Source organism: Acinetobacter sp. XS-4 (assembly GCF_023920705.1).
Taxonomy (GTDB): Bacteria; Pseudomonadota; Gammaproteobacteria; order Pseudomonadales; family Moraxellaceae; genus Acinetobacter.
The window spans coordinates 174,883-201,683 of record NZ_CP094657.1; the positions used below are offsets into that span (position 1 = coordinate 174,883).

The 26,801-nt window shown below is 39.4% G+C and carries 19 protein-coding genes; 10 read left to right on the plus strand and 9 right to left on the minus strand.

The genetic code is table 11. From position 1 onward, the window contains the following. The first annotated feature begins 156 nt into the window (after positions 1-156). Both MMY79_RS00800 and MMY79_RS00805 read left to right on the plus strand, forming a co-directional pair. On the plus strand, positions 157-1,449 hold the full coding sequence (locus MMY79_RS00800; RefSeq protein WP_252611291.1) for a 3-deoxy-D-manno-octulosonic acid transferase: 1,293 nt from the start codon (positions 157-159) through the stop codon (positions 1,447-1,449). After that, positions 1,446-2,153, plus strand: a complete 708-nt coding sequence (locus MMY79_RS00805) for a 16S rRNA (uracil(1498)-N(3))-methyltransferase (protein WP_252611293.1) — start codon at positions 1,446-1,448, stop codon at positions 2,151-2,153. The genes MMY79_RS00800 and MMY79_RS00805 overlap by 4 nt, the downstream gene beginning before the upstream one ends. On the opposite strand, the gene MMY79_RS00810 is transcribed toward MMY79_RS00805, so the two are convergent. Together MMY79_RS00810 and MMY79_RS00815 are read right to left on the minus strand one after the other, a co-directional pair. Then, entirely contained in the window at positions 2,142-3,113 is a 972-nt protein-coding gene (locus tag MMY79_RS00810; protein WP_192836172.1) for a mechanosensitive ion channel family protein, read from the minus strand. The two genes, MMY79_RS00805 and MMY79_RS00810, sit on opposite strands and share 12 nt — an antisense overlap. Before the next feature lie 114 nt (positions 3,114-3,227). Next, positions 3,228-3,803: a DUF805 domain-containing protein gene (locus MMY79_RS00815; RefSeq protein ID WP_252611295.1), complete on the minus strand. Its 576-nt coding sequence runs from the start codon at positions 3,801-3,803 to the stop codon at positions 3,228-3,230. Positions 3,804-4,097: 294 nt separating this feature from the next. Between MMY79_RS00815 and acs the strand changes: the two genes are divergently transcribed. Next, positions 4,098-6,047: an acetate--CoA ligase gene (gene acs / locus MMY79_RS00820; RefSeq protein ID WP_252611297.1), complete on the plus strand. Its 1,950-nt coding sequence runs from the start codon at positions 4,098-4,100 to the stop codon at positions 6,045-6,047. Between the two features lie 43 nt (positions 6,048-6,090). Here the strand turns inward: acs and MMY79_RS00825 are convergent, their stop codons facing one another. Beyond that, positions 6,091-6,633, minus strand: coding sequence for a cysteine hydrolase family protein (locus MMY79_RS00825; RefSeq protein ID WP_252611299.1), 543 nt, complete (start codon positions 6,631-6,633; stop codon positions 6,091-6,093). Between the two features lie 105 nt (positions 6,634-6,738). Between MMY79_RS00825 and MMY79_RS00830 the strand changes: the two genes are divergently transcribed. Further along, positions 6,739-7,152 carry a winged helix-turn-helix transcriptional regulator gene (locus MMY79_RS00830; RefSeq protein WP_252611301.1) on the plus strand — a complete coding sequence of 138 codons (414 nt, stop codon included), beginning with the start codon at positions 6,739-6,741 and terminating at the stop codon, positions 7,150-7,152. 93 nt (positions 7,153-7,245) lie between these two features. Here MMY79_RS00830 and sfnG read toward each other — a convergent pair whose 3' ends face one another. Both sfnG and msuE read right to left on the minus strand, forming a co-directional pair. Continuing rightward, positions 7,246-8,358: a dimethylsulfone monooxygenase SfnG gene (sfnG, locus tag MMY79_RS00835; RefSeq protein ID WP_004639937.1), complete on the minus strand. Its 1,113-nt coding sequence runs from the start codon at positions 8,356-8,358 to the stop codon at positions 7,246-7,248. A gap of 44 nt (positions 8,359-8,402) precedes the next feature. Then, positions 8,403-9,140 carry an FMN reductase gene (msuE, locus tag MMY79_RS00840; RefSeq protein WP_107880466.1) on the minus strand — a complete coding sequence of 246 codons (738 nt, stop codon included), beginning with the start codon at positions 9,138-9,140 and terminating at the stop codon, positions 8,403-8,405. Positions 9,141-9,516: 376 nt separating this feature from the next. On the opposite strand from msuE, the gene MMY79_RS00845 reads away from it, so the two are divergent. Continuing rightward, positions 9,517-10,167, plus strand: a complete 651-nt coding sequence (locus MMY79_RS00845; protein WP_004790013.1) for a response regulator transcription factor — start codon at positions 9,517-9,519, stop codon at positions 10,165-10,167. 43 nt (positions 10,168-10,210) lie between these two features. Here the strand turns inward: MMY79_RS00845 and MMY79_RS00850 are convergent, their stop codons facing one another. Beyond that, positions 10,211-10,978, minus strand: a complete 768-nt coding sequence (locus tag MMY79_RS00850) for a hypothetical protein (RefSeq protein ID WP_252611302.1) — start codon at positions 10,976-10,978, stop codon at positions 10,211-10,213. A gap of 388 nt (positions 10,979-11,366) precedes the next feature. Then, positions 11,367-14,864, minus strand: coding sequence for a PAS domain-containing hybrid sensor histidine kinase/response regulator (locus MMY79_RS00855; protein ID WP_252611304.1), 3,498 nt, complete (start codon positions 14,862-14,864; stop codon positions 11,367-11,369). Positions 14,865-15,045: 181 nt separating this feature from the next. Between MMY79_RS00855 and MMY79_RS00860 the strand changes: the two genes are divergently transcribed. From MMY79_RS00860 to betT, 4 genes are all read left to right on the plus strand, one after another. After that, positions 15,046-15,378: a DUF485 domain-containing protein gene (locus tag MMY79_RS00860; RefSeq protein WP_252611306.1), complete on the plus strand. Its 333-nt coding sequence runs from the start codon at positions 15,046-15,048 to the stop codon at positions 15,376-15,378. Position 15,379: 1 nt separating this feature from the next. Next, positions 15,380-17,095, plus strand: a complete 1,716-nt coding sequence (locus MMY79_RS00865) for a cation acetate symporter (protein WP_252611308.1) — start codon at positions 15,380-15,382, stop codon at positions 17,093-17,095. 172 nt (positions 17,096-17,267) lie between these two features. After that, positions 17,268-17,960, plus strand: a complete 693-nt coding sequence (locus tag MMY79_RS00870) for an ion channel (protein ID WP_252611310.1) — start codon at positions 17,268-17,270, stop codon at positions 17,958-17,960. Positions 17,961-18,127: 167 nt separating this feature from the next. Then, a complete protein-coding gene (gene betT / locus MMY79_RS00875) occupies positions 18,128-20,095 on the plus strand; it encodes a choline BCCT transporter BetT (protein WP_252611312.1) in 1,968 nt (655 codons plus the stop codon). A 61-nt stretch (positions 20,096-20,156) separates the two neighbouring features. Here betT and omp33-36 read toward each other — a convergent pair whose 3' ends face one another. After that, a complete protein-coding gene (gene omp33-36, locus MMY79_RS00880) occupies positions 20,157-21,062 on the minus strand; it encodes a porin Omp33-36 (RefSeq protein WP_252611314.1) in 906 nt (301 codons plus the stop codon). A gap of 1,006 nt (positions 21,063-22,068) precedes the next feature. Here omp33-36 and MMY79_RS00885 point away from each other — a divergent pair. Next, positions 22,069-23,778 carry a GGDEF domain-containing protein gene (locus MMY79_RS00885; RefSeq protein ID WP_252611316.1) on the plus strand — a complete coding sequence of 570 codons (1,710 nt, stop codon included), beginning with the start codon at positions 22,069-22,071 and terminating at the stop codon, positions 23,776-23,778. Positions 23,779-23,816: 38 nt separating this feature from the next. On the opposite strand, the gene uvrA is transcribed toward MMY79_RS00885, so the two are convergent. Further along, complete coding sequence (uvrA, locus tag MMY79_RS00890; RefSeq protein WP_252611318.1) at positions 23,817-26,648, minus strand: excinuclease ABC subunit UvrA; 2,832 nt, start codon at positions 26,646-26,648, stop codon at positions 23,817-23,819. Between the last annotated feature and the right edge of the window lie 153 nt (positions 26,649-26,801).

Consider the following 26,801-nt stretch of genomic DNA (forward strand, 5'->3'; position numbering starts at 1 on the left):
TTTTTTGAAATGATGATTTACTAATCTCGTTCATTTCTGAACCTAGTAAATCGCTTTTCTTGTAATGGTAGAGTTTAGGTATCGAAACTCTGCCATTTTTTCTATCTATGTTATATTTTCCCCAGTTTTAAACTTTGACTATTTGAGGCAAACCGCTTGGCGACCCCATTTTGGTACAACACCACACTCCATTTATTAAAACCTTTTTACCACTGGCGGATAAAAAAACGTGCAGAAAGCCAGGAATTATATAATCAGGAATGTCTTGAAAGATTTGGGCCGTTTGAATCTCCGAAAAATGTGAGAGCAATTTGGTTCCATGCTGTTTCGGTTGGAGAAACCAATGCTGCGCAGCCTTTAATCGAGCATTATCTTAAACTTGGTCAACCTGTATTGGTTACTAATACAACTAAAACTGGGCAGGCGCGTGCCAAATCATTATTTTTAAAAGCGCCTTATTTAGATTTATTTCAAGCAGTTTATTTGCCTGTTGATCAAAAGCATCTTTTAAAACAATTTTTTGAGTTATATCAGCCAAAACTTTTAGCATTGGTTGAAACTGAACTTTGGCCAAATTTAATTGATCAAGCCAAGCTACAACAGGTTCCCTGTTTATTGTTAAATGCGCGGTTATCAGAAAAATCAGCTAAAGGTTATAGTCGAGTCGCAGGTTTAACGGCAGGAATGCTAAAACAGATTGACTGGGTGTTGGCACAGGATAACGCTACTCGCCAACGTTATGTTGAGCTTGGTCTAGATCAACAAAAAAGTCAGGTGGTTGGAAATATTAAATTTGATATTCATGCACCAGAAATATTTATAAATCAAGCAGCAAAGTTACACCAGCTATGGTATTTGGGCCAACGAAAAGTACTGACAATTGCCAGTACACATGCACCTGAAGAACAACAAATTTTGCAGGCACTTCAGCCTTATTTAAAGTCAGATCCTGAGTTAGTTTGTATTGTCGTACCTCGACATCCTGAACGTTTCGACGAAGTCTTTGAAATTTGCCAAAACCTAGATTTAATTACTCATCGTAGAAGTTTGAACCAAAGTATTCATACGAGTACACAGGTTTATCTAGCCGATAGTATGGGTGAGCTTTGGTTATGGTACGCCTTAAGTCAGGTGTGTTTTGTGGGCGGCTCTTTAAATGAGCCGGGTGGTGGACATAATATTTTAGAGCCTATGGTTTTAAATGTACCGACCGTAATTGGACCTCGTTACTTTAATTTCCAAACCATTGTCGATGAATTCATTGATGAAAATGGTGTGCTCATTGCTCAAGACGCTGAGCAAGTTGTGGCAATCTGGATGGCATGTTTAGCTGAACCTGATCAGGCCCAACAAGTAGTAGAACAAGCACATAAAGTCTTACAACGTAACCAAGGTTCATTGCAAAAACATATTGGCGTAATTAACCGGTATTTGGCCGACAAATCATGAATATCGTTTTACTAGAGCCCGAAGATATTCGGTCAGATATGTGGACAATTCACTCAAAGCGCCAATTACAACATTTACGTGAACATCTTGATATTACGGTTGGCCAAAATCTAAAAGTTGGTGTTCGTAATGGTGCACGTTATACCACTGAAATTATATCGATTAACGAGCAAGAAGCTTGTATACGACCTATTAGTGAAGAAGCCGTCCCTGCAAAACTTCCGGTTCATTTAATTGTGGCTTTACCAAGACCCAAAGTTTTACGCCGTCTAATCATGGATAGTGTGACTTTAGGTGTTGAAAGAATTAGTTTGATTCATAGCTATCGCGTAGATAAAAGCTATTGGCAAACTCCATTTTTGCAACAACTCGACAACTATGTCACTTTAGGTCTTGAGCAAGCAGGTGACACGATTGTTCCTGAAATTCAAATGTACAAACGCTTTAAACCTTTTGTTGAAGATGTTTTGCCAAGCTTAATTTCGAAAGAAACACCAACCTATGTAGCTCATCCTTATGCCGAGCAGAGCATGCCCGTCAATATTCCACATGCTTGTAGCATAGTCGTTGGGCCTGAAGGTGGTTTTATTCCCTATGAAGTTGATTTGCTCACAAAAAACGGCTGCCAAGCTGTGAGCTTAGGCAACCGTATTTTAAGAACTGAAACGTCTATTTCTTATATTTTAGGTCGTCTATTTAGTTGATGCTTCAGGGTTTAAAAGTGGCTGATTTGCTGCCATTTTTAATTCCTGAATTGGGTAAGGAATATTGATTCCGTTCGCATTAAAAGCTTGTTTGACTTGAGCTTGAATGGTACTCGTAGATGACGAAATATCAGTTTCAGTCGTATCAACCCACCAGCGTACAGTCAGGTTAACCGAGAAGTCTGCTAAAGCTGTTACGTTAACCGAGAAGGCTGGCTGACTCAGTACATTTCGATCATTGTTAAGAATATCTAAAATAATCTGCTTGGCTTTTTGTTCATCGTCGTCATATCCAATGCCGACTACAAACTCACAGCGACGTTGTTGATAAGCAGTATTTACAGTTAAAGCACTCGTATAAACAGTTGCGTTTGGAATAACAATGCGACGGCCATCTGGCGAGCGTAAGAATGTTGCACGAATTTGAATATCTTCAACAGTTCCTTCAAGCGAATTTACGACAATCGAATCGCCAATGCGGAATGGTTCACTTAATAAGATTAAGATGCCTGACAGTAAGTTTTGAAAGATATCTTTAAATGCAAAACCAATAGCGACAGAACCAATTCCAAGAGCACTCATGAGTTGCCCTGGTGTAAACCCTGGAATCGAGATCACTAAAGCAATTAAGAAACCAAAGAATAAAATTGCTGTACTGCCTACACGGTTTAAGACCAAAACGAGGTTTTGGCGCGTGTAAGAGCGATTTTCTAAAGTTTTACGAACAAAGAACTTAAATAATTTGGTCAGTAGCCAAAAAATAATAAAAACGATAATCGCAATACAAATATAAGGCACACGTTCCCAGAAGCTATCTACGATTTTGTCGATAGTGGTATAGGCATCATGATACTTTTCAGTATGGGCTAAAACCGTTTGAGTGGTTTTAGTACCCGCTTCTTGCAAAAGTTCGCCTGTATTTTTTGCGACATCCGTTAAGGATTTTTGTTCATCAGCCACGGCAAGTCTCAATTAAAAAAAATTTATGAAAGCGATTTTCAGCTTTCATCATAGTAGGAGATAAAATGTGCGCCTACTATAATGAGTTAATCTGAATAATAAAGTGTTTTTTAATTAAAAGTATTCCGTTCCTTTTTGTAAGATTTGTGTCGGTGTTTCTAGGGTATCGGTTCCTGAGAAATAATAAAAAATTCCTGCTGTTGAAATGAGGCTAATTAAAATAGCCGCCAAAATAAGCCAAGCCATCAGTTTTTCTATAAACGTTGATGGTCGAACAGGGCCATATTCATTTGGAGCTGCTGTACCTGAGGCAAGCAGTAAATAAATCATAAAAAAGAACTGAACAACCGGAATAAATAATAGCAATCCCATCCAGCCACTTTTATTTAAATCGTGAAGACGTCGAACAACGAGAACAATATTTAAATAAATTAAAAATAGCGAAAAAGCCCAGACTACTAAAGCACTGGCTCCAGAAAGAGAGCTATAAAATTCAAAATTAAATAAATTGCTTGAAAGCTGAAAACTTCCAAGAAATGAAGCCAAAATGAAATAGCCTACGAGGGTGACTAAATAAATCAGTCCATAACCACCTAAATAGCTCATACGATTAAAACGCCCATGAATCGAAAAAGGACTATCTTTAAAAGGGAGCTGGGGTGGGCGTGAAGAGCTTGTTTGGGCAAACATATTATTTTATTCCTGTGTTGCGTATGAGAGACAAAATAATCTTTGTTGATGATCAAAACCATCAAATCTTAAAAAAATTATAAAAGGAAAAGCTATAGACAAATGTTTTAAATCAACTTAATTTTATAAAAATGTTCACAATTTCGTATGCTTGAGTAAGTGGTTAATATATGACCAAGGTCGCATTGTTTAGACTTTGAAAGAGTCATCATACTGCAAAGGCATGCAAATAAGATCCAGTAAAATAATAGCCACAGTCTCGAGATGGGATGCACAAGATCAAGGAAGTTGCGTATGAATGAGATCTATCCGGTACCAGAGGAATTTAAAAAAACAGCTCGTACTGTTGAAGCAGACTACTTTAAACGTTATCAACACTCTATCGAGAACCCAGAGGAATTCTGGGCAGAGCAAGCTAAAATTGTCGATTGGATAAAGCCATTTACCCAAGTTAAAAATACGAGTTTTGACAAAGACAATTTCAAAATTGAATGGTTTGCTGATGGTGAGCTGAACGTGTCAGCAAATTGCCTAGACAGGCATCTTAAAGAACATCCTCATAAACCTGCAATTATTTGGGAAGGGGATCATCCTTCTCGCCATAAAATTGTTTCTTATAAAGAATTACATGACGAAGTCTGCCGTTTTGCCAACGTTTTAAAGAAATATGGTATTGGTAAAGGCGACCGTGTTGTGCTGTATATGCCAATGGTGACCGAGGCTGCAATTGCCATGTTGGCCTGTACTCGTATTGGTGCGGTTCACTGTGTGGTATTTGGTGGGTTCTCACCAGACTCTTTAGCAAGCCGTATTGAAGATAGCCAAGCTAAACTGGTGATTACCGCAGACTCAAGTTTACGTGCTGGAAAACTATTACCACTCAAAGAAAATGTTGATTTGGCTCTAGAGTTGCCGGGCACAGAATGTGTTGAAAATGTAGTGGTGGTTTACCGTAATGCGAACCCGATTGAAATGAAGCCGGGCCGTGATTTGTGGTATCACCTCATTATTATGGAGGTTGATGCAAACTGTCCTCCAGAGCCTATGAAGGCTGAAGACCCATTATTTATTCTCTATACCTCGGGCTCGACAGGTAAACCTAAAGGTGTTTTGCATACTACAGGCGGTTATTTGGTGTATGTGGCAAGTACCTTTAAAGAGGTCTTCGATTTAAAACAAGATGATGTGTACTGGTGTACGGCTGATGTAGGTTGGATTACAGGACATAGTTATCTGCTCTATGGCCCACTTGCAAATGGTACTACGACTTTAATGTTTGAGGGTGTACCTCAGTATCCAACTTGGGCCCGTCTTGGCCATGTGGTCGATAAACATAAAGTCTCTATTTTATATACAGCGCCAACCGCGATTCGCGCCATGATGCGAGAAGGTGATTCGTTTGTACGTGAAAGTAACCGTAGTAGTTTACGTTTACTTGGTTCGGTCGGTGAGCCTATTAACCCTGAGGCTTGGAACTGGTACTACAATGTGGTCGGTGAAGGTCGCTGTCCGATTGTTGATACATGGTGGCAAACCGAGACAGGTGGTATTTTAATTGCACCGTTACCGGGTGCTACAGCATTAAAACCAGGTTCGGCAACACGTCCGCTATTTGGTATTCAACCCGCCATTGTAGATGGTGAAGGCAATGAGCTAGAAGGGGCTGTAGAAGGTAATCTAGTTATTAAAGATTCATGGCCGGGCCAGATGCGTACCATTTGGGGTGACCCAGACCGGTTTATTGAGGCGTATTTCTCGACCTTTAAAAACACTTATTTTACAGGTGATGGCGTTCGCCGTGATGAAGACGGCTATTACTGGATTACAGGTCGTGTTGATGATGTCTTAAACGTTTCTGGACATCGTCTGGGTACTGCTGAAATTGAAAGTGCTTTGGTGTCGCATGAAGCTGTTGCTGAAGCTGCGGTAGTGGGAATGCCTCATGATATTAAAGGGCAGGGTATTTGTACTTTCGTGACCTTACAAGCGGGCGTACCAGAGTCGGAAGAACTGCGTAAAGAGTTAGTTAATTGGGTTCGTAAAGTGCTTGGGCCTGTGGCTTCACCTGATGCACTACACTGGGCGCCAGCATTACCTAAAACGCGTTCGGGTAAAATTATGCGCCGTATTTTAAGAAAAATCGCGGCAAATGAGTTGGATAGTTTGGGTGATACCTCAACTTTGGCTGAACCTGCTGTGGTAGATCAGTTGATTGCAACAGTTTATCCTGATAAGCAAAACTAATTTATAAAAAAGCCCCAAAAGGGGCTTTTTTATTGAGCTTTATTTAAGACTTTGTTAGAAAGCCAGCAGTACTTTGTACATTTGCAAACATGCTAAGTGCAGTTAAAAATGCAGTTTCTACGTCTTCAGCTTTTACAGTTTTTCCATTATGGTTTAAATCACGAGTTGCGGTTGCATCTGCAATTAAGATCGGTTGGTAGCCAAGCTCTTTTGCTGCACGTGTCCCTGAATCAATACACATGTGAGTCATCATGCCTGTAATCACGAGTTGCTCAATTTGATGTGCTTTTAAAAGTTCATCTAAATTGGTTTCTAAAAAACTATTCGGATAGTGCTTTGTCACGATTAATGATTCATCGTGAGCGCTAAGTTCAGGGTGAAGTAAAACCCCATCTGTATTTTCTTGAAAGAAACTCGCTTGTGGCGGGTTAATATGTTGTACATAAATAATTGGTAAGTTTTTCTCGTTAAAATATTGTTCGAGTTGTTTTATTTTTTCCAGTGCTTGCTCTGGTCCAACCAATTCCATTTTGCCATTTTTAAAATAATCATTTTGTACATCGATAACTAACAGTGCTTGTTTCATGAGATCACTCTTGTTGATATGAGATAAAACAAGATTATTCTCTGCTGGTAAAATCGGCTATAGTCAGATGAAAGCATTACCGCCAGTTTTCTTTCGCTATGAAAAATGAATATTGAATTAGACCCGATTGATCTAAAAATTATTGCATTGCTTAAACAAGATTCTCGAGTAACCAATAAAGAAATTGGGCTACGAGTTCACCGGACAGGGCAGGCGGTAGGTGCTCGAATTGCTCAGTTAATGGATGCTGGTGTCATTAAAAATTACACGATTGCCGTGCAGTATTCACATAAACAATTTATTCATTTGCATTTAAATGAACAACGTGCATTTGAAGAAATTGAAAATTTGGTCAAGCAATATGAACAAATAGATGAATGCTTTAAAGTCATGGGCAATGCTTGCTATATGATCGTAAGCCATTTTGAACCCGCAGCATTAAATGAATTTATCGAAAAACTTTCAAAATGGTGCCGTTATTCGGTTGAAACAGTGATCCGAGAAGTTGAGAAATCTTAAAAAATAAAGGCTCCAAGCCGAGTCTTGGAGCCAATAAGTCTTTATTTTTAATTTATTGTTTTTATTGTCTTGCGCTGCTTTAAGTGAAGTTTTTTAGGCTGATTTGGCTTGAATTTCTATCTCCTTTTCTTGTTGAAGTTCTAATTGGCGAACGAGTGGTAGAACTTTTTCCCCAAAATATTCTACTTCTTCAATGAAATGTAAGAATCCAGAAAGAATCAAATCAACACCTACATCTTTAAGCGCCACAATACGCTCTGCAATTTGCTGGGGTGTACCAATTAAATTGGTTTTAAAGCCATCGTTATATTGCACTAAATCTTCAAAACTTGATTTTGCCCAGTTACCTTGTTGCTCTGGAGACGCTGCACCTGCTTCACGTGTTGCATCACCAAAGGCATTTACGGCTTCAGTGTTGGCTTTATCAATAATTTCTTGAAGTACCGCTTTTGCTTCTTCTTCGGTATCTCTGGCAATAATGAACGCATTTACACCAATTTTGACGTGATGATTATTGGCTTTAGCTTTAGTGCGAATGTCTTCGACTTGTTTTTGAATTTCCTCTACGGTATTACCGTTAGTGAAATACCAGTCAGAAACACGTGAAGCCATGTCACGTGCAGCACGTGAGCTACCACCTTGAAATACTTCAATATAAGGCTTTTGCAGTGGTTTTGGCTTAAGTGTGTAGTTTTGGAATTGGTAATATTTACCATCGAAACTATAGTTATCGGTGGTCCAAATTCCTTTTAGCGTGCGAATGAATTCTTCAGAGCGGACGTAGCGCTGGTCATGTTCTGGCCACTCTTCACCAATCGCATCAAACTCTCCTCTAAACCAGCCACTCACTACATTAATGGCAATACGGCCTTCAGTTAAATAATCAATTGTTGCAAGTTGCTTGGCTGCGAGTGCCGGTTTCCAAGGGCCGGGCAGAATAGCCGCAATCACCTTAAGTTTTTCAGTTTTTGCCAGTAATGCATGACTGAAACTTACAGACTCATGCTGATTTTCTGCCCCATAGCCCGCCGTAAAACGAATTTGGGTGAGCGCATATTCAAAACCATTTTTTTCGGCAGCCTGAGCAAGTCGAACATTGTAGTCGTAACTCCAGTCAGTACGCTGTTCGATGTTACTTACGACAAGGCCACCGCTTACGTTTGGTACCCAATAAGCAAATTTAATCGGTTGTTGTAATTGCGTCATGGTGTGCTCTCCCAATTCGTTATTTTTATTTAGACATACTGCTGTTAGGCAACATGCGTTAATGATTTGCCAGACTTGTGATGCAAGCGAGACTCTGCTGCATCAAGATCGGGTACAGCCGCTGAAGGTAATACTTCTTCTTGCTCAATTTGCTTGTTAATACCAAGCTCTTGGTTGGCTTGCTGAGTCTTAGATTTGACTACTTCAGCACGTTCACCTTTCGCTGGTGCCCATTCTAAAATTGGCAACGCACGCGCTACTGCTAACGTAATACGATCTGATAATTGCTCGCTTTTCACCGTATATTCAGGGGTAAAGTCACGATCAGTTGCATATACGCCAATTGGTAAAGTTTGTGCTTGGAAGAAACTGAACAATGGACGAAGTTGATGTTCAAGTACGAGTGCATGACGATCACTACCGCCTGATGCTGCTAAAAGTACAGGCACATCGACCAATGCAGTTTGTTCAACAAAATCGAAGAAATGTTTGAAAAGACCCGTAAAAGATGCACGGTAAACTGGTGTACCTACAATTAAAGCATCTGCTGCTTCAACTGCTGCAAGATCATCTTGTACACGCTGTGGAAGTTGGTTGCGATAAAATGCACCGCCTAATAAAGGCCCAATTTCGCTTAATTTAATAAAGTGAACTTTAATGTCAGTTGCTTCGGATAACTCATCAAGAATGGCTTGAACCAAACTTTCCGTTTTAGATGGGGTATTTAAGCCACCAGAAACAGCAACAATATTCAAAGGTTTTGGTGATGTGATACCAGTCATAATTTGGTTCCTAAGCCTAAAACAAGAGATTGGACTTATTAATCAACAACGACGGCAAACTGTAAAATAACGAAATTGGTCAACCTTATCAGTTTTAAATATAAAAGATAAATAGTGGATTTTTATACTTTGTTTCTATATTAAGTTACTGTTTTTATTTTATATAATTATTGGTGATATATTTTTTATAATAAAAAGTAAGCTTATATAAAAAACAGATTAATTTTGATTAAATGTTAAAAAACATCTGAATATTTTAGCTAAGTTCTGCATTTATCAACATTTTGCATAAAAATGGATAAGATGAACGTATCTTTCAACTAAATAGTAGGGTTACAATAGGCCATACTTATGCTCAAGATTACTTTAATCGCTTATGAATATTTTAATCGTTGATGATCATCCTTTGTTTCGTCATGCTTTAATTCAAGCAGTACGTTATAGCCTGCCACAGGCACAAATTCATGAAACAGCTTCGGTTGATGAGTTTTATGAGCGTTTGGAAAATGGGGCAGAACCTGATCTAGTCTTACTCGATTTAAATTTACCGGGTGCTTCAGGCTTTTCTGCTCTAGTCTATGTACGAGCACAGTATCCAGCTATTCCAATTATTGTGGTTTCTGCGCATGAAGAAACTTCAATTATTCAGCGTGCGATTGCACATGGTGCAATGGGTTATATTCCTAAATCTGCTCATCCAAGTCATATTGGTGAAGCGATTCGCCACGTCTTAGAAGGTGAAATCTGGTTACCACCTAACCTGCCACCTAATCTTAATCTTGATCCGAGAGCGGCAGATGAAACTGCTTTAGCTGAACGTATTCAATCTTTAACACCACAGCAATTCCGTGTTTTGATGATGGTTGCAGAAGGCTTGCTAAATAAACAGATTGCCTATGAACTCGATGTTTCGGAAGCAACGATTAAAGCACATGTGACAGCCATCTTTAGAAAATTAGGTGTGCAAAACAGAACACAAGCTGTACTGGCCATTAGTGCATTAAATATTGAAGATAAGAAAATTTAAAAATAAAAAAGACCTCAGTTGAGGTCTTTTTTATGTGTGCTACTTAAGCAAGGCAATCTTGCTTTGGTGTTAGGCTGTCGCAGTACAAGGGATTGAGTGCACATTGCAAATCATCAATTTGATCTTGAGTCACATAACCTTTCATTTTTAAATATTCAGCTACGCGGTCATCACGCAAGCTTAAGAAAGCCGCATCATAAACACCTAAATCTACAAACAGTGCAGCTGTTTCTAGGCTATTGAAACGATCAAGGAAAATATCATTGCCATACATCAAGAAGATATGGTCGAGTTTTGCTTTGCCATCGACATGTAGTCGTTCAGCAAGTTGATCTGGATGAGTCTTAATGAAGAGTAGGTCAGAGAGTTCATCAAACTGAGACATATCTAGCTGATTTTCTCCGAGTTTGACATGACCAAGCCAAGCTTTAAAAACAAGTACAGCGCCACCGCGAAGTAACATGCTCCAAATTTGATGACGCGTATCGTGATCAAGATTTTCACTTTCAGCTGTAAGGACCTGTAAGAATTTCTCTTCTTGTTGACCTAATTTATCAAATAGTCCTAAGCCTTGCGGATGATAAGCCGCAGGTGCAAATACATCAAAATTCAAATCATGAAAAATGTTAAGTGCCAAAGGAACAGCACACTGATAAATCGTATTTAACGCCTTGATATGGGCTTCATTCAGTTTGCTGTTGGGAAAAATACTTTGCCAATCTAATTCAGGAAGTAAAGCATTGGCACTGTATTGACGATGAAACTGTTGGGATGAGAGTTGGCTTTGTGGGCTGTTATCAGAAATATTCATGGCAATTATCCTTTGCATTAATTTGTGAGCAGGGGTGCTTAATATAAAAATCGGTTAAAAAATGGTTATGCATTTATTAAATGCGTTTGGAGTAGTTATGTGTCATCAAGAATGCAAGTAGAATAAGACTAAAGTCGTATATGGTGGCTTTATTTGAATAATAATTTTAAAAAACATGCACTTATTAAATTGTAACTAAGTATACAAGTGTTCACTTACAAAAAAGATGGGCTTTGCCATAGAAAAAGGGCTGTTGGAAAGTTTAGCCAATTATTTAATAAACAAAAGTAGACTTTTTGAGCAGTTCTGCCTATTGGCTTAAATTAAAGCTATAACTTTTGCCAAAAATCTCTCCCAAACTGATTAAAAAGCTTGGGAGAGAAAATGTTTAATCTGCCGCGCTGGCAATTTTAAGTCCCGATAACCAAGCTCTTAGAGAGGCCGGTTTAAGCGGTTTTTTGAGTAAAACAATATTCAGTTCTTTCAATTGCTGAGGTAACTCTGGATGAGAATCCGCTGTAATTAAAGCAACTGGAACATCATGCTGCCGATTTTGCAAAATAAAATCGACACCGAGTTGGTTATTGTTTAAATGCTGATCGATAAGCCAGACTTGAATATTCTCTTTTTGAATAATCTCAAGAGCCTGTTCTGGTTCAGTGGCTTTAAACACTTGATAGCCCCATCGACCTAGTAAACTACTCATTCCCTCTAAAATAGTTTCATCGTTATCTAAACACAAAATCCGATAGGCTTTAGTTTTCAACGGCACCGCCTGCACGGTTGGGGTAATCAATTTTGGCGCTTCTACGACTGGAACTTCAATCATAAAACATGAGCCTTTATCGAGTTGCGAGTAGACATGAACAGGGTAATTCAACAAGCTTGTCATACGCTGCACAATAGCGAGGCCTAAGCCTAGACCTTGCTCACCCCAAGGTGATAAATGCCCACAACGTTCAAATTCTTGAAACAGTTTAATGCGCTGTTCTTCTGCAATTCCGGGGCCTGTATCCCAAACACCAATACGAATATGGTCAGGTTTTTGAGCCGAGCGTAATACACCCACAATCACTCGGCCTTTGGCTGTATAGCGCAAAGCATTACTTACAAAGTTTTGAATAATACGTCGAATCCACTGTGGATCTGTGTCAATCCAGAATGATACATCGTGAACTTTGAGTGAAATATTTCGCTGAGCAGCAATCGATTTAAACTGTAGTTCAAGATCACTGAGTAAATCATGCAAAGGATAAGGCTGTCTTTTTGGCTGAATGCTACCGCCTTCTAAACGGGCAATATCGAGTAGGGCAGAGAGCATACTTTCTGCGCCATACAGCGCACGGTCAAGCTGTTGCAAAGTTTGACGGTCTTCTTCAGTCGCAATGCTTTGTTCAAGAACCGTGCTAAAGAGACGAGCAGCATGCATAGGCTGTAATAAGTCGTGACTTGCCGCAGCAATAAATCGGCTTTTCGACATATTGGCCATATCAGCTTGTTCACGTGCGAGCTGTTGTTCGGTTAAAGCACCGGCAAGTTGTTGAGTTCGGTCTTTTACACGGGCTTCAAGTATTGCCTCATTTGTACGGAAAGGAGTAATGTCGGCAAATGTTGTCACAAAGCCCCCACCTGAAATAGGATTACCGCGCATTTGAATAACGCGTCCGTCTTTACGGATTCGTTCAAATTCATGTGCGCTTCCGACTTTCATCCAGTGTAAGCGTTTACGAACATGTTCTTCGACTGAACCGGGACCGCATTCGCCGCGTTCAGCGTTATAACGAATCAGATCGGCAATTGGACAACCCACATAGACTAAATCTTTTGGATAACCAAACAGTTTTAAATATTGGTTATTCCATGCCACCAAACACATATTTTTATCAACCACACTTACCCCTTGGGTCATGTGGTCAATCATGGTCATGAGCAGGTTTTGGTTGAAACGTTGCCATTGTGAGGCTTGGTCTAAAATATTCGCGACTTGTCCTAATGCCAGACCATTGTTAATCATTGCTGTAGTGAGCAAAGTACGTGCAGATGCAGCTCCGATAATGCCCGCGAGATATTGTTCGGTGAACCGCCACCACATGCCGTTGGCGATGCTGTTCGGGTTAAGTGTGAGATGATTTTGCTCACAAAAGTTTTCAAATGCTTGTGTTGTGGGTTGCTCACCCGTAATTCTTTTAGCAAGGGCGAATAGGTCGCCTACTTTTAAACGTGCGGCATCGTGCGGTAAATAGGTTAAATCGGTAGATGTATGCGGCGATGGCAAGGGTTTGGTTTCATAATAGAAGAAGCTTTCTGCTTGAATTTGCTCAGCCACGCTTGGTCGATAAATTTTTGAAATCCAGATATATAAAACAATATTTAAACCAAGCGACCAGATTACCCCGTGTGTAAGTGGTGCAAATGATTCAAAACCAAAAAGTGACTCTGGTCGTAAGGCGTTAATTCCAAAAGGGCCAAAAAGCAAAATACTTTGAGCTGTTTCCTGATAGCTTTCGGGTAAGCTACGCAAAATTGTTGGAAACAGTAAAGTATAACTCCACATCAAAAATCCGATAATGAGGCCAGCATAGACACCTTGGCGGCTTCCACCACGCCAGTACAAACCACCAATAAGTGCAGGAGCAAATTGAGCAACGGCACTAAACGCCAATAAACCAAATACTGAAAGCTGGTTAATATCATTAAAGAAATGGAAGAATAAAAAGCCAAGTAGCATCACTGCAACAATACTAATGCGGCGACTGAATTTAAGAACCTTAGGTAAATGTTTATCGTGACGTGACAGCAACTTAAAACGCCAGAGTGCGGGCATAATCAAGTCGTTACTGAGCATGATAGACAAGGCAACAGATGAAACCAGTAACATACCTGTTGATGCAGAGAACCCACCTAGAAAGGCCAGTAAAGCTAACCATTCTTGGTTATAACTCAGGGGCAATGAGAGTACTGCAACATCAGGTACAGTTAAGAACTTCGGTGCAGCATGTAATGCCCAGCTTGCGATCGGAATAATGGCTAAAATCGTTAAGATCAGATAAACCGCAAACCATTTGCGTGCACCGCGAATATGCTTTTCGTCACGCAGCTCGACCACTGCTACATGAAACTGGCGCGGCAGGCAGATAATTGCCAAACCTGCCAATAAGGTCTGAATCCAGAAAGTTTCAGGCACTCCAAATAGTTGAACCTCCTGAAAGGTTTGGTTCACATCTGATGTGACTTGTACAAGGTTCGCTGGTGTTTCAAAAATAAAAAATAAAGCGACGCAAATGAGAGCAAATAATTTTACAAAAGATTCAAATGCGACAGCTAACATGAGGCCGCCATGTTGCTCGGTATTGGCAATTTGCCTTGTACCAAAAATCATGGCCAAAATAGCCAGTACACTGGTTAAAAGCAAAACACTATTGGTGGTTGTATGGATATGAGCATTTTGTTCCATAATGACAGAAGTACTTAAAGCAATCGCACGTAACTGTAAGGCCAGATAGGGAATAATCGCGATTACAGCTAAAATGGTAACCAGTGATGCCAATACCCCACTTTTCCCATAACGTGCCGCAACAAAGTCGGCAATTGACGAGATAGCGTGGTGCTGGCGTACCCGCCCTAAACGTCGCCAAATGTCATAGCCAAACCAAACAAATAAAAGAGGGCCTAAGTAAATAGGCAAGAAAATGACGCCTTCTCGAACAGCTGCTCCAGTCGCGCCATAGAATGTCCATGATGAACAGTAAACACCTAGCGTTAAGCTGAACAAGAACATGCGGCCACGTGTACTCAGACGGCTGGCATGCTTTTCACCAAAAAAAGCACAAACAAATAAGAGTGCTATATAAAGGGTGAGTACCCCAATAATCAGCCAGCTGTTCATATGACTCACATGATTAAAACCTTGTGCCTATCATACCCCAAGCAGAAACAAAGCTATAAATTGATTAAATTTTAACGACCAAAGTCTAAGTTACGAATTACACGTAATTTTGCTAACTTTAATCCTGAGAAACTACTATTAAAAAGTGGCCAAGGCTGGGCACAGGGCAAGGAGTTTGGTTATGGATCAGAACCAAGTAGAACAGATTCTACGCAATCCAAAGTTTCAAAAGATGGTCAAGAAAAAAAGTACATTAAGTTGGACGCTCACAATCATCATGTTAATTCTTTATGTGGGTTTTATGCTGCTTGTTGGCTACAACAAAGAATTTTTGATGAGTTCATTTAGTGGTGGTGTAACGACATGGGGAATCCCACTAGGTTTAGGAATTATCGTTTTATCTTTCCTATTGTGTGGTGTGTATTCTTTTATCGCGAATAGTACCCTTGACCAGTTGAGTGAAGAAGCGTTGAAGGAAGTTGAAGCCATCACGCATGAGAAAGGACTACACTAATATGAAATGGAATTCATTAAAAGCGAAAGCTTTATTAGCAGCAGCATCGCTATATTCAACAGTGGCTATGGCGAGTCCAGATCTGGGTGAAGCTGAACAACAGGCAACCAACTGGCATGCCATTATTATGTTTGTCATTTTTGTTGGTTTCACTTTGTTCATTACGAAGTGGGCTGCGAAGCAAACTCAATCAACACAAGATTTCTATACAGCAGGTGGGGGCATCAGCGGTTTCCAGAATGGTCTGGCAATTGCGGGTGACTATATGTCTGCTGCATCTTTCCTTGGTATTTCTGCACTTGTGTTTAGTTCGGGCTTTGATGGCTTACTTTACTCGCTTGGGTTCATGGTAGGTTGGCCAATCGTTTTATTCTTGGTTGCAGAACGTTTGCGTAACCTTGGTAAATACAACCTTTCAGATGTAGTTTCATTCCGTCTTGAAGAGAAACCGGTACGTACTTTAGCTGCAATCAGTTCACTTGTTGTGGTGGCATTCTATTTGATTGCTCAAATGGTAGGTGCGGGTCAGCTCATTAAATTACTCTTTGGTTTGAACTACAACATTGCGGTCGTCATCGTTGGTCTATTGATGATGGCATACGTAATTTTTGGTGGCATGTTGGCAACGACATGGGTACAAATTATCAAAGCAGTGATGTTGCTCAGTGGTGCAACCTTCATGGCATTCATGGTGATGAAAGCAGTTGGTTTCAGCTTCAGCAACATGTTTAGCCAATCAATTGAAGTTTTTAGTAAAGTACACGACATCAGTTTGGCCGATGCTTCAAAAATTATGGGGCCGGGTAAACTTGCGGCAAATCCAATTGATGCCTTGTCTCTAGGTTTGGCACTCATGTTTGGTACAGCAGGTCTTCCACACATCCTGATGCGTTTCTTCACTGTAAAAGATGCAAAAGAAGCACGTAAATCGGTTGTGGTTGCAACAGGTTTTATTGGTTACTTCTACCTTTTAACTTTCATTATTGGTTTCGGTGCGATCCTTTTCGTATCAAACAACCCGCAATTCCTTGATGTTGCAAAAATGGCAGTAACAGGCAAACTTGAGCTTGTTGGTGGTAACAATATGGCAGCCGTGCATTTAAGTGACGCTTTAGGCGGTGACTTATTCATGGGCTTCATTTCAGCAGTAGCGTTCGCAACGATTCTTGCGGTTGTTGCTGGTTTAACACTTTCAGGCGCATCTGCAATCTCTCATGACTTATACGCTAACGTATTCAAGAAAGGTCAAACGACGCCTGCTTCTGAACTTCGTATGTCAAAAATTGCGACACTGGGCTTAGCAATCTTCGCAATGGTTTTGGGTATCTTGTTTGAGAAGCAAAACGTAGCATTCATGGTTGGTTTGGCGTTCTCTGTAGCTTGTTGTGCAAACTTCCCGATTCTTGTTCTTTCAATGTTCTGGAAAGGCTTAACAACTCGTGGAGCGGTTATTGGTGGTGTTGTTGGTCTTGTAACAGCAGTAGTACTCATTGTTCTTTCTAAAGCAGTTTGGGTAGATACTTTAAAAATCTCTGATACACCAATCAATCCGTTCAATGGTCCAGCGTTATTTGCTATGCCATTGTCATTCCTTTGCTGTTGGTTCTTCTCGGTGACTGACAACTCTGCACGTGCTAAAAAAGAGCGTGCTGCTTTCGATGCTCAATATGTTCGTTCAATGACAGGTATTGGTGCATCTGGGGCATCGGATCACTAAGATTAATATTGCTAGCTCATTCTTTAAAAAGCCCTACGGGGCTTTTTTTATACTTATTTTATTTCCAATCTAGAGTTTAGATAATTAATAAAGAACAACTTGTTTGCCTGATTTTGTGTACAGTATTATTTGTTAAATCTCAAAAAAGCATAATGAAACAAGGAAAATAATAATGCGATCTATTATTGAATTTTGGACAAGTTTTCGTTTACTGCCTTCTGCATGGCTGTTATTCGTTCAGTTTATTTTGTTGATTTTAGCCATGCTGACATTTGATAGTTTGCCTTACCGGACTTTAACGTGGTCATTAGGTGTCCTTGCTTTATTATTGATTGCCAAAGTTATTCGCCAGACACCCATGTTTACTTTTTTAGGCTTAACATTTGTGAGCGGTGCAATTCTGTCATCAGTACTGATTGTGTTGGGATATAGCAATTTATATATTCAGCTATTTGCTCATAGCTGTGAAGCGTTGGCCTATTTTTCGGCAGCTTATGGTTTATTTCGCTATATGTTCGCTGATCGGTATTTAACAAGAGATGAACTATTTGCGGCAGCAGCGGTCTTTACACTGATTGCATGGGGTTTTGCATTTTTATATAACATTTGCCAGCTCGTTTTCCCTTATAGCTTTCAAAATCCAAATAACCCTCACGCCTTACAAACTTGGCTGGATTTGCTCTTTCTCAGCTTTAGCTTGCAGTCGGCTACAGGTTTATCCGACCTCATGCCAATCACTCCACCAGCGCGTGTTTTAGCCATGCTCCAAATGTTTTGTGGAGTCATGTATTTAGCTTTAATCGTCACCCGTCTAATTGCTTTACAATATATTACCCACCTCCCTAAAAAAAATTCAGATAAATAGTGGAGGAGGTGTTTTAATTTATTTACACCTTTGTAACTGCAATATTCTTTAAGTTTATTTAGAGTGTTATCGGCTTTCTCTATTGAAAGCCCTAGCTTTGTTCATTCTATGAATATCTTATTGGCATTCAAGCCTGTCACTCGTCATTAAAATAACATGGAGGATTTATGCCTTCCAAACAGTCCGGTTGGTTCGCAAACGTTAATCCTAACGTATTTTTGGGTACGGTCATTATTATTGCTTTGTTTTTAGCAGTGGTTGTGATTGCCCCGAGTTCTTTTGAGCTTCTAACACAGCAATTAAAACAGTGGATCACTGATTCATTTAGTTGGTTCTATGTTTTATCTGTTGCTTTCTTTCTCATCTTATTGATTTACATTGCTTGCTCCTCGATTGGACGTATTAAATTAGGACCAGATCATAGTCAGCCTGATTATAACAATGGGTCTTGGTTCGCCATGCTGTTTACCGCAGGGATGGGGATTGGACTGATGTTCTTCGGCGTTGCTGAACCTGTCATGCATTATGTTAATCCACCAAGTGGTGAGGCTCAAACCATTGATGCAGCACAGCAAGCATTGAGAGTTACCTTTTTCCACTGGGGGCTACATGCGTGGGCGATCTACGCTGTCGTTGGGCTAGCTCTGGCTTACTTTGCCTATCGGCACAATTTACCTTTAAAGACTCGGTCTGCACTTTATCCTCTTATTGGGAAGAGAATTTATGGAGTGTGGGGCGATGGTATCGATATATTCGCGACCATTGGTACGGTATTTGGTGTCGCGACATCGCTTGGCTTTGGGGTAACCCAGATCAATTCTGGTTTGCATTATTTATTTGGTGTAGAGCAAAGTACTCATGTACAGGTTTTACTCATTATTTTTGTGAGTATGTTAGCTTCATTATCTGTATTTTTAGGCCTTGATAAGGGTGTAAAACGTTTATCAGAGCTAAACTTAGTCTTAGCTTTAATATTATTGGTATTTGTTTTTATTGCTGGTCCAAGTATTTATTTACTTCAAACAACGATTCAAAACACGGGGCAATATATTTCTAACCTGTTCACTATGACATTCAACTTATATGCCTATCAGCCAAATGGCTGGATCGGTGGTTGGACAATTTTGTACTGGGCTTGGTGGATTTCTTGGTCGCCATTTGTGGGAATGTTTATTGCAAGGGTTTCACGTGGTCGTACCATTCGAGAATTTATTGTTGGGGTTTTACTTATCCCAACAGGCTTTACCATTATCTGGATGGGTTTTTTAGGAAATGCCGCATTATTTAGCATTATTCATGAACACCAAACAACATTAATTCAGGCTGTTCAGCAAGATTCGTCAGTTGCATTATTTGAATTCTTAGGCCACTTACCGTGGTCTGGAGTGATGAATGTCTTGGCAACTATTTTGGTAGTTTTATTTTTTGTGACATCCGCTGACTCAGGGGCATTAGTCACTGACTATTTAACTGCTAAATCTGAAAACTCACCAACTTGGCAGCGTCTGTTCTGGACGGTACTCATGGCTGTACTCGCAATTATTTTATTGCTAGTCGGTGGCTTGGCTGCACTTCAAGCTTCCATCATTATGAGTGCGTTACCTTTTACCGTCGTCATGCTCTTAATGAGTTGGGGATTAATAAAGGCCTTGCATCTTGATGTCACCAAAATGACAGCTATTCAAGAAGCACGCATTACACCACGTGCCATTCATAATCCACGAAGCTGGCAACAGCGTTTAGGATTAATCATGCACTATCCTCATAATGAAGAAGAAGTGCGTGAATATATTGAGAAACAAGTAGCTCGTGCGTTTGAAAATATTCAACATGAATTTAGACGTCGTCATCTAGAAGTTTCAATAAGCCAACTTGAAGATGGTATGCAGCTTCGGGTAGACCATCACAATGAAATTAATTTTATTTATAAAGTTGTTCCACGTGAAACAGTACCGCCAAGTTTTTTAATCGGGCGTACAGAAGCAGAAGATGGGCAATATTTCCAAGCTGAAGTTTTCTTAAGAGAGGGTGGTCAGAATTATGATGTAATGGATTGGACGCAAGAAGATTTAATTCAAGACATTATTGATCAATATGAACGTCATCTGTATTTCTTAAATATTGTGAGAAGCTAATATTTAGGTGTAAAAAAAAGGACTCAATTGAGTCCTTTTTTAATTCGATTTCTAAATTAAATTAGAAACGGAATTTAGTATTTAAACCGATAGTTTGAGTATCGTAGCTAGTAGACGCATTTTTAACGTCAGCTTTCATGTACGATGCACCAACTGCTAAAGCTGGAGTAATGAAGTAGTTTACGTTACCACCCCAAGCTTGACGGAATTCACCAAGGTCATTACCTTTGATGTCAGCTACGCCATCGTTACCAATGAAAGATGCGCCAACACTTAACTTAGGAGTTAAGTAAAGGTCAGTTTTTAAACCGTATTGGTTTTCTTCACCAAAAGCACCAGCAGCTTCAAAACCAATTGCCATGTTAGTTCCATCGATTGGACCTACATATTTAGCACGTGCAGTAATAGCATCTTGGTCGTTTTGGATCGCAGCAGTTTGGTTTACAGCAGAGTAGATACCGTTGCTGATAATGCCAAAGTTGTCTAAAGCGAATTGGTTAGCAACACTTGTATAACCAACAGTCATCAAGAAGTTAGGTAACAACATAGCACCAACTTCTAATGCATAACGGTCGCCGTTGTCATCTTTAGAGAAGTTGTTTTTACCATCAACATCAGTGTGGTTGTAAGTTGCGCTAGCATATACAGGAAGGTAAGGAGTAGGAACATAAGCCTCACCTTTAACACCGTAAGTACCAACGTGGTAGTTTACGTTGCCTTGGTCATACTGTTGGTAGCTGTAACCTACAGATACGTTAGAAGCTTGGTTCAAGAAAGCTGCTTCAGCTAAAGGACCTTTAGTGGTATCAACATTTTTTAAATAGTATGTACCAGCAACGTCACCCGTGAAGTTTTTATCGTTTGCAGTTGTGTCAACATATTCAGATTGACCTTGAACTTCAAATTGATAAGCATGAGCACCGGTCATGGCTAATAATACAGCAGTGGCTAAACCAAGTTTTTTCATAATCATTTCCAGCAATAACAAGAGATAAAGCTGGGGTCATTGTATTGTAACAATTTATGAAGTCAATAATGAAAAAAAGGAATGTTAAAGATATTTGACACTTATGTTAAAATTGGTGAAAAACTAATCAAATGAAAAGTAAATTGTCAACCTGATAAAAAAATGAACATTTACAAGAGACTAATAATTATATTTCCTAGCGAATTTAGTAGTAAATGTTAAAAAGTTATTACAATCATGATTGGAAAAAAAGATTGTTTTAATCGGTTTTAACGTTGAATAAATTGTAGACTTGCATACATGTTGAGTAAAAAATCATCAATTTATTATCGAATTTATAATATTTTGAGGAATAGTTAACAATATTTAGATTAGTTTAACTAAAAAATTTAACTATTTTTAATTATTATATAAGTGGATAAAATAAAAGAAATCTCTATTTTAAGTTGAAAAATCGATTAAATTTTGAATTCTGATTAATTTAATCGACTTTACAAAAGTAGAGATAAGTCACATAATTCAATTGCAAAGTTCACTGCCTAACGTTTTTAGGGTTTAAAGTGCTTTCCCAGATACGATGTGCGTAGCACATCAGATTTTACGAGCTCAGCTTTCCCCAAGGTTGAGCTTTTTTTTATCTATAAGAAAATCTTAAAATTATAATAATAATTACATGAAATTTATTTAAAAAATATTAGACCAAAAAGAACCCAGCTTTAAGCTGGGTTGTGGATGCTGGGAGAAGTGCATCCAAGAGGATAACTAAATATGTTTTACTATCATTACTAAATTTCTTTCATCTGTAAAATAGAGTTTTTTTATAAAAATTATTTAATTTTTCGATACCATTTATTTAAGCTTACTAAAACGTAGAAGTCGTATAATTATTAAAAGAGAAATGAAGGGTTTATTGATGAAATTCTAGTTATTAAAATGCTAGGATGGATTTAAGCCTAATTTATATCGTATTAAAAATGGCAGGACATTTACGGAGTACCAGCTAGAAATGTCAGGATTACGTTCAGAGCATATTAGTAATCGACTGTTCTTTTTCATGCTGGTTATTATTTTGTCCTTATTATTCATGGCTGTACCACTTATTGTGGGAAGCTATCAGGATTATATAAAAACTAGACAGGCCTTAGCCGAAATAAAAAGTTTAAGAGCGGTAGCTGATATTGCCTATAAAATTTCTAAAGAGCGTGCTCCCGCTAATAAAATGATGTCGAGCAGTCCTCATGATTTATTAAAGAATCAGCAAGAGTTAAAAAAATTTCGTTTAATTGTTGATGCACAAATTGATACAAGCATTCTTATCTTAAAACAAGCAGGCTATGTTTCATTAGCAAATGAGCTGCAAACTAATTTCAAAGAAAATCTTAGACAAGCCCGACGTGTCGTTGATTATTATGGTGAAACTCCCTATGGAGCGAGAACTTCTGTTCAAATGGATAATGCCATTTTGGGAATGTTTGGAGTCTGGGACAATTGTAGGGAAATACTGCAAAAACTGATGTTGCAGTTAAAAAGTAAAGATAGTCGTATTTCTAATTACTTTACGCTTATTATTGTTCTAACCGATATGCGCGATCAGGCGGGGCGGATGGCGTCTAATATTATTGCTCCTGTGAGCTTTAATGAAGAAATTCCAAGTAATAACCGCGCACGTTCTTTACAAACTCAGCACCAAGCTCGATATTTATGGATTTTGGTTGATACCTTGCAGCCTGAGCAGGCAAAGACCCCTGAATACCGTCGATTATATTCCCGAGTGAAATCAGAATTTATAGATAAAGGTATTCCGATAGTACAAAACTTATTAGAAGAAAGCCAAAAAGGGGAGCCATATGATTTAAATGGCACTCAACTGACAGAAGCAATCGTAGGTAAATTTACTACTGTGGTTGATTTACAAAGTTATATTCTTGATGAAAGTGTCATGATTGCAACTCAAGAAAATATAATTGCTCGAAATGGTTTTCTTTTAACTTTATTAATTTCTTTAATTTCTTTAGCTACAGCATTACTTACGCTTAATTATGCGCAAAGAAGAGTATTTTCGCCTTTAATAAAAGCAAGAACTTTAATTTTAGATTTATCGCGTAGTTCTAATCATTGGACAGATGAGATGAATATAACAACAAAAGGTGAATTTCTTTCCCTATTTGAGGCGATTGATCGATTACAGCGTATGTTGCAACAACGCGATGCCTTTGAATTTCAATTAAAGAATATTGCCAATACAGACCCATTAACAGGTGTACCCAACCGTCTAGCTTTATCTGAATATTTAAAAATTGTTGAAAGTTACCCTCAAAAATTTACGCAGACTTGTTTAATGATTATAGATATTGATCGTTTTAAACAGGTGAATGACCAATATGGGCATATTGTAGGTGATCATGTCATTGTCAGTATTGCCGAACAGTTAAAGCAAAATATCCGAAGTTCGGATTTAATTGTTCGCTATGGTGGAGATGAGTTTTTAATATTATTAGAGCAGGTACAATTCGTAGATGCTCGCCTTTTAGCTGAAAAAATTCGGATTGCGATTTCTTTAGAAGAGATTTGTTTGTCTGGTTCAGATGAAAAATTACATGTGTCTGTCAGTATTGGTTTTGCGATAGGCGCGACGAGTTGGATCGAACTCTTAGAGAAAGCTGACCGTTCACTATTAAGAGCTAAAGCCCGAGGCCGGAATGCAGTTGAGGGATAAAAAAGCCGGAAATGATTTCCGGCTTTTTATTCAATAAATTACTTCAACATCGGTTTTAAGAAACGACCTGTATGGGAAATCTTAACCTCGGCCACTTGTTCAGGTGTGCCTTCAGCAATGATCATCCCACCGCCCGAACCACCTTCTGGGCCTAAATCTACAACCCAGTCCGCTGTTTTAATGACGTCAAGGTTATGTTCAATCACCACAATGGTATTACCCTTGTTGCGTAGCTCATGCAAAATATCGAGTAACTTGGCAATATCGTGGAAATGTAGACCTGTTGTCGGTTCATCCAAGATATAAAGAGTTTTACCCGTATCTCGTTTTGCTAACTCACGTGCGAGTTTTACACGCTGTGCTTCACCACCAGAGAGTGTAGTCGCAGCTTGACCTAAACGAATATAGCCTAAGCCAACTTGAGTTAAGGTCTCCAAGCGACGGTGGATGACCGGAATTGCACTAAAAAATTCAGCAGCATCTTCGACAGTCATTTCTAAAACATCAGAAATGTTTTTGCCTTTATAGCCGACTTCAAGCGTTTCACGGTTATAACGTTTGCCATGGCACGCATCGCAAGGCACATACATGTCTGGCAAGAAGTGCATCGCAACTTTAATCATGCCGTCGCCTTCACAGGCTTCACAGCGTCCGCCTTTTACGTTAAACGAGAAACGACCTGCACTATAACCACGCGCTTTTGCCTCAGGCGTTTGAGAAAATAACTCACGGATTGGCGTAAATAAGCCTGTGTACGTTGCAGGGTTAGAGCGTGGTGTACGTCCAATCGGGCTTTGGTCAATATCAACGACTTTATCTAGATGTTGAAGACCATCAATTGAATCAAACTTCTCTGCTGTTAATGTGGTTGCACCATTGAGCTGTGTAGCCGCTAATGGAAGCAAAGTACGGTTAATGAGTGTCGATTTACCTGAACCTGAAACGCCAGTCACGCAAGTCATAATGCCGAGCGGAATAGTTAAATCGACATTTTTTAAGTTATGGCCTGCTGCACCTGAAAGTTTAATGAACTCATCTGGGCGTGGTGATTGAGTCCGTTGTTTTGGTATCTCAATTTTGCGTTTGCCTGAAAGGTACTGGCCTGTGAGTGAATCAGCATGATTAGCTAATTCATCATAAGTTCCTTCGGCAATAATCACACCGCCATGTATCCCAGCCCCTGGACCGATATCAATAATATGGTCGGCTGCACGAATTGCATCTTCATCGTGTTCAACGACTAATACCGTATTACCTAAATCACGTAAGCGAATCAGCGTTTGTAATAGGCGATCATTATCGCGTTGATGTAGACCAATTGATGGTTCATCAAGGACATACATCACACCCATTAAGCCTGCACCAATTTGTGAGGCTAAACGAATACGCTGTGCTTCACCGCCCGATAAGGTTTCGGCAGAACGAGCCAGACTTAAATAGTTAAGACCGACACTCACCAAGAAATGTAAACGTTCACGAATCTCTTTAAAGATTTTATCGGCGATTTCACCTTTAGCACCTTCAAGATTCAAGTCTTGATAATAATTTTCGGCATCACCAATCGACATGCGAGTAATGTCGGCAATCGTTTTATCTTTAACACGAACATGACGTGAAATTTCATTTAGACGTGAGCCATCACATGCATCACAAGCTGCATTAGATAGATATTGGGCTAAATCATCTCGTACATAGTTACTTTCAGTTTCACGGTAACGACGTTCAAGATGCGGCAAAATTCCTTCAAATGGTTGTACGCGTGTATGTTTACGGCCACGTTCATCGATATAACTTAAATCGACTTTTTCTTTGCCCGTACCTTGTAAGAATTTCTTTTGAGTGTCTTTATCTAGCTTGTTCCAAGGCGTATCAAGTTGAAAACCAAAATGATCGGCAACTTTTTGCAGCATTGAATAATAATATGGACGTTGACGATCCCATCCACGAATAGCCCCTTCACTAATTGCAAGATCAGGATTTGGAATGAGCTTTTCAGAACTAAAATGACTGCGTGTACCTAAGCCATCACAAACAGGGCAGGCACCGAACGGGTTGTTAAATGAAAATAAGCGAGGCTCAAGCTCTGCGACTGCGCGATCACATTCAGGACATGAATGCTTTGCAGAAAAAACACGATCAGGATGTTCGCCATTCATCCATGACAAAACAGCAATATCACCACCTAAACGCAGTGCAGTTTCAAATGACTCTGCAATACGGTTACCTAAGTCTTCACGCACTTTAAAGCGGTCAACGACAACTTCGATGGTATGTTTTTTCTTTTTGTCGAGTTCGGGTGGCGTATCAATATCAATGATTTCACCATCAACACGTGCTCGTACAAAGCCTTGGCCTTGCAATTGTTCGAACAGGTTACTGTATTCACCTTTACGCTCACGCACGACAGGGGCAAGTAGCATGAGTGCTGTGCCTTCCTCAAGCGTTTTTACTGCATCGACCATTTCAGAAATAGTTTGCGCAACCATCGGCAAGTCGTGTTCAGGGCAGTAAGGTGTGCCGACACGTGCATAAAGCAAACGCAAATAGTCATAAATTTCGGTAATGGTACCTACCGTTGAACGGGGGTTATGACTGGTAGACTTTTGCTCAATGGCAATCGCTGGTGATAAACCTTCAATTGAGTCAACTTCTGGTTTTTCCATTTGCGATAAAAACTGACGGGCATAGGCCGAAAGCGATTCGACGTAACGGCGTTGTCCTTCGGCATACAGGGTATCGAAGGCAAGAGAAGATTTTCCTGAACCTGATAACCCCGTAATTACCACAAACTTATCGCGTGGAATATCGAGAGACACATTTTTTAAATTATGGGTGCGTGCGCCTCGAATACGGATATGACTTTGGCTCATAAAACATCTCAATTATGTATTGATGAAAATTTAGGTGTTGATTGATCAGTCTTGTGCATTGTGACTGGTTATAAACAACAGACCCTATATATGATAACGATTTAAAATTGTTCAAGTGGTACAAAATGATTTAAAGCGACAAATTGTGACGGT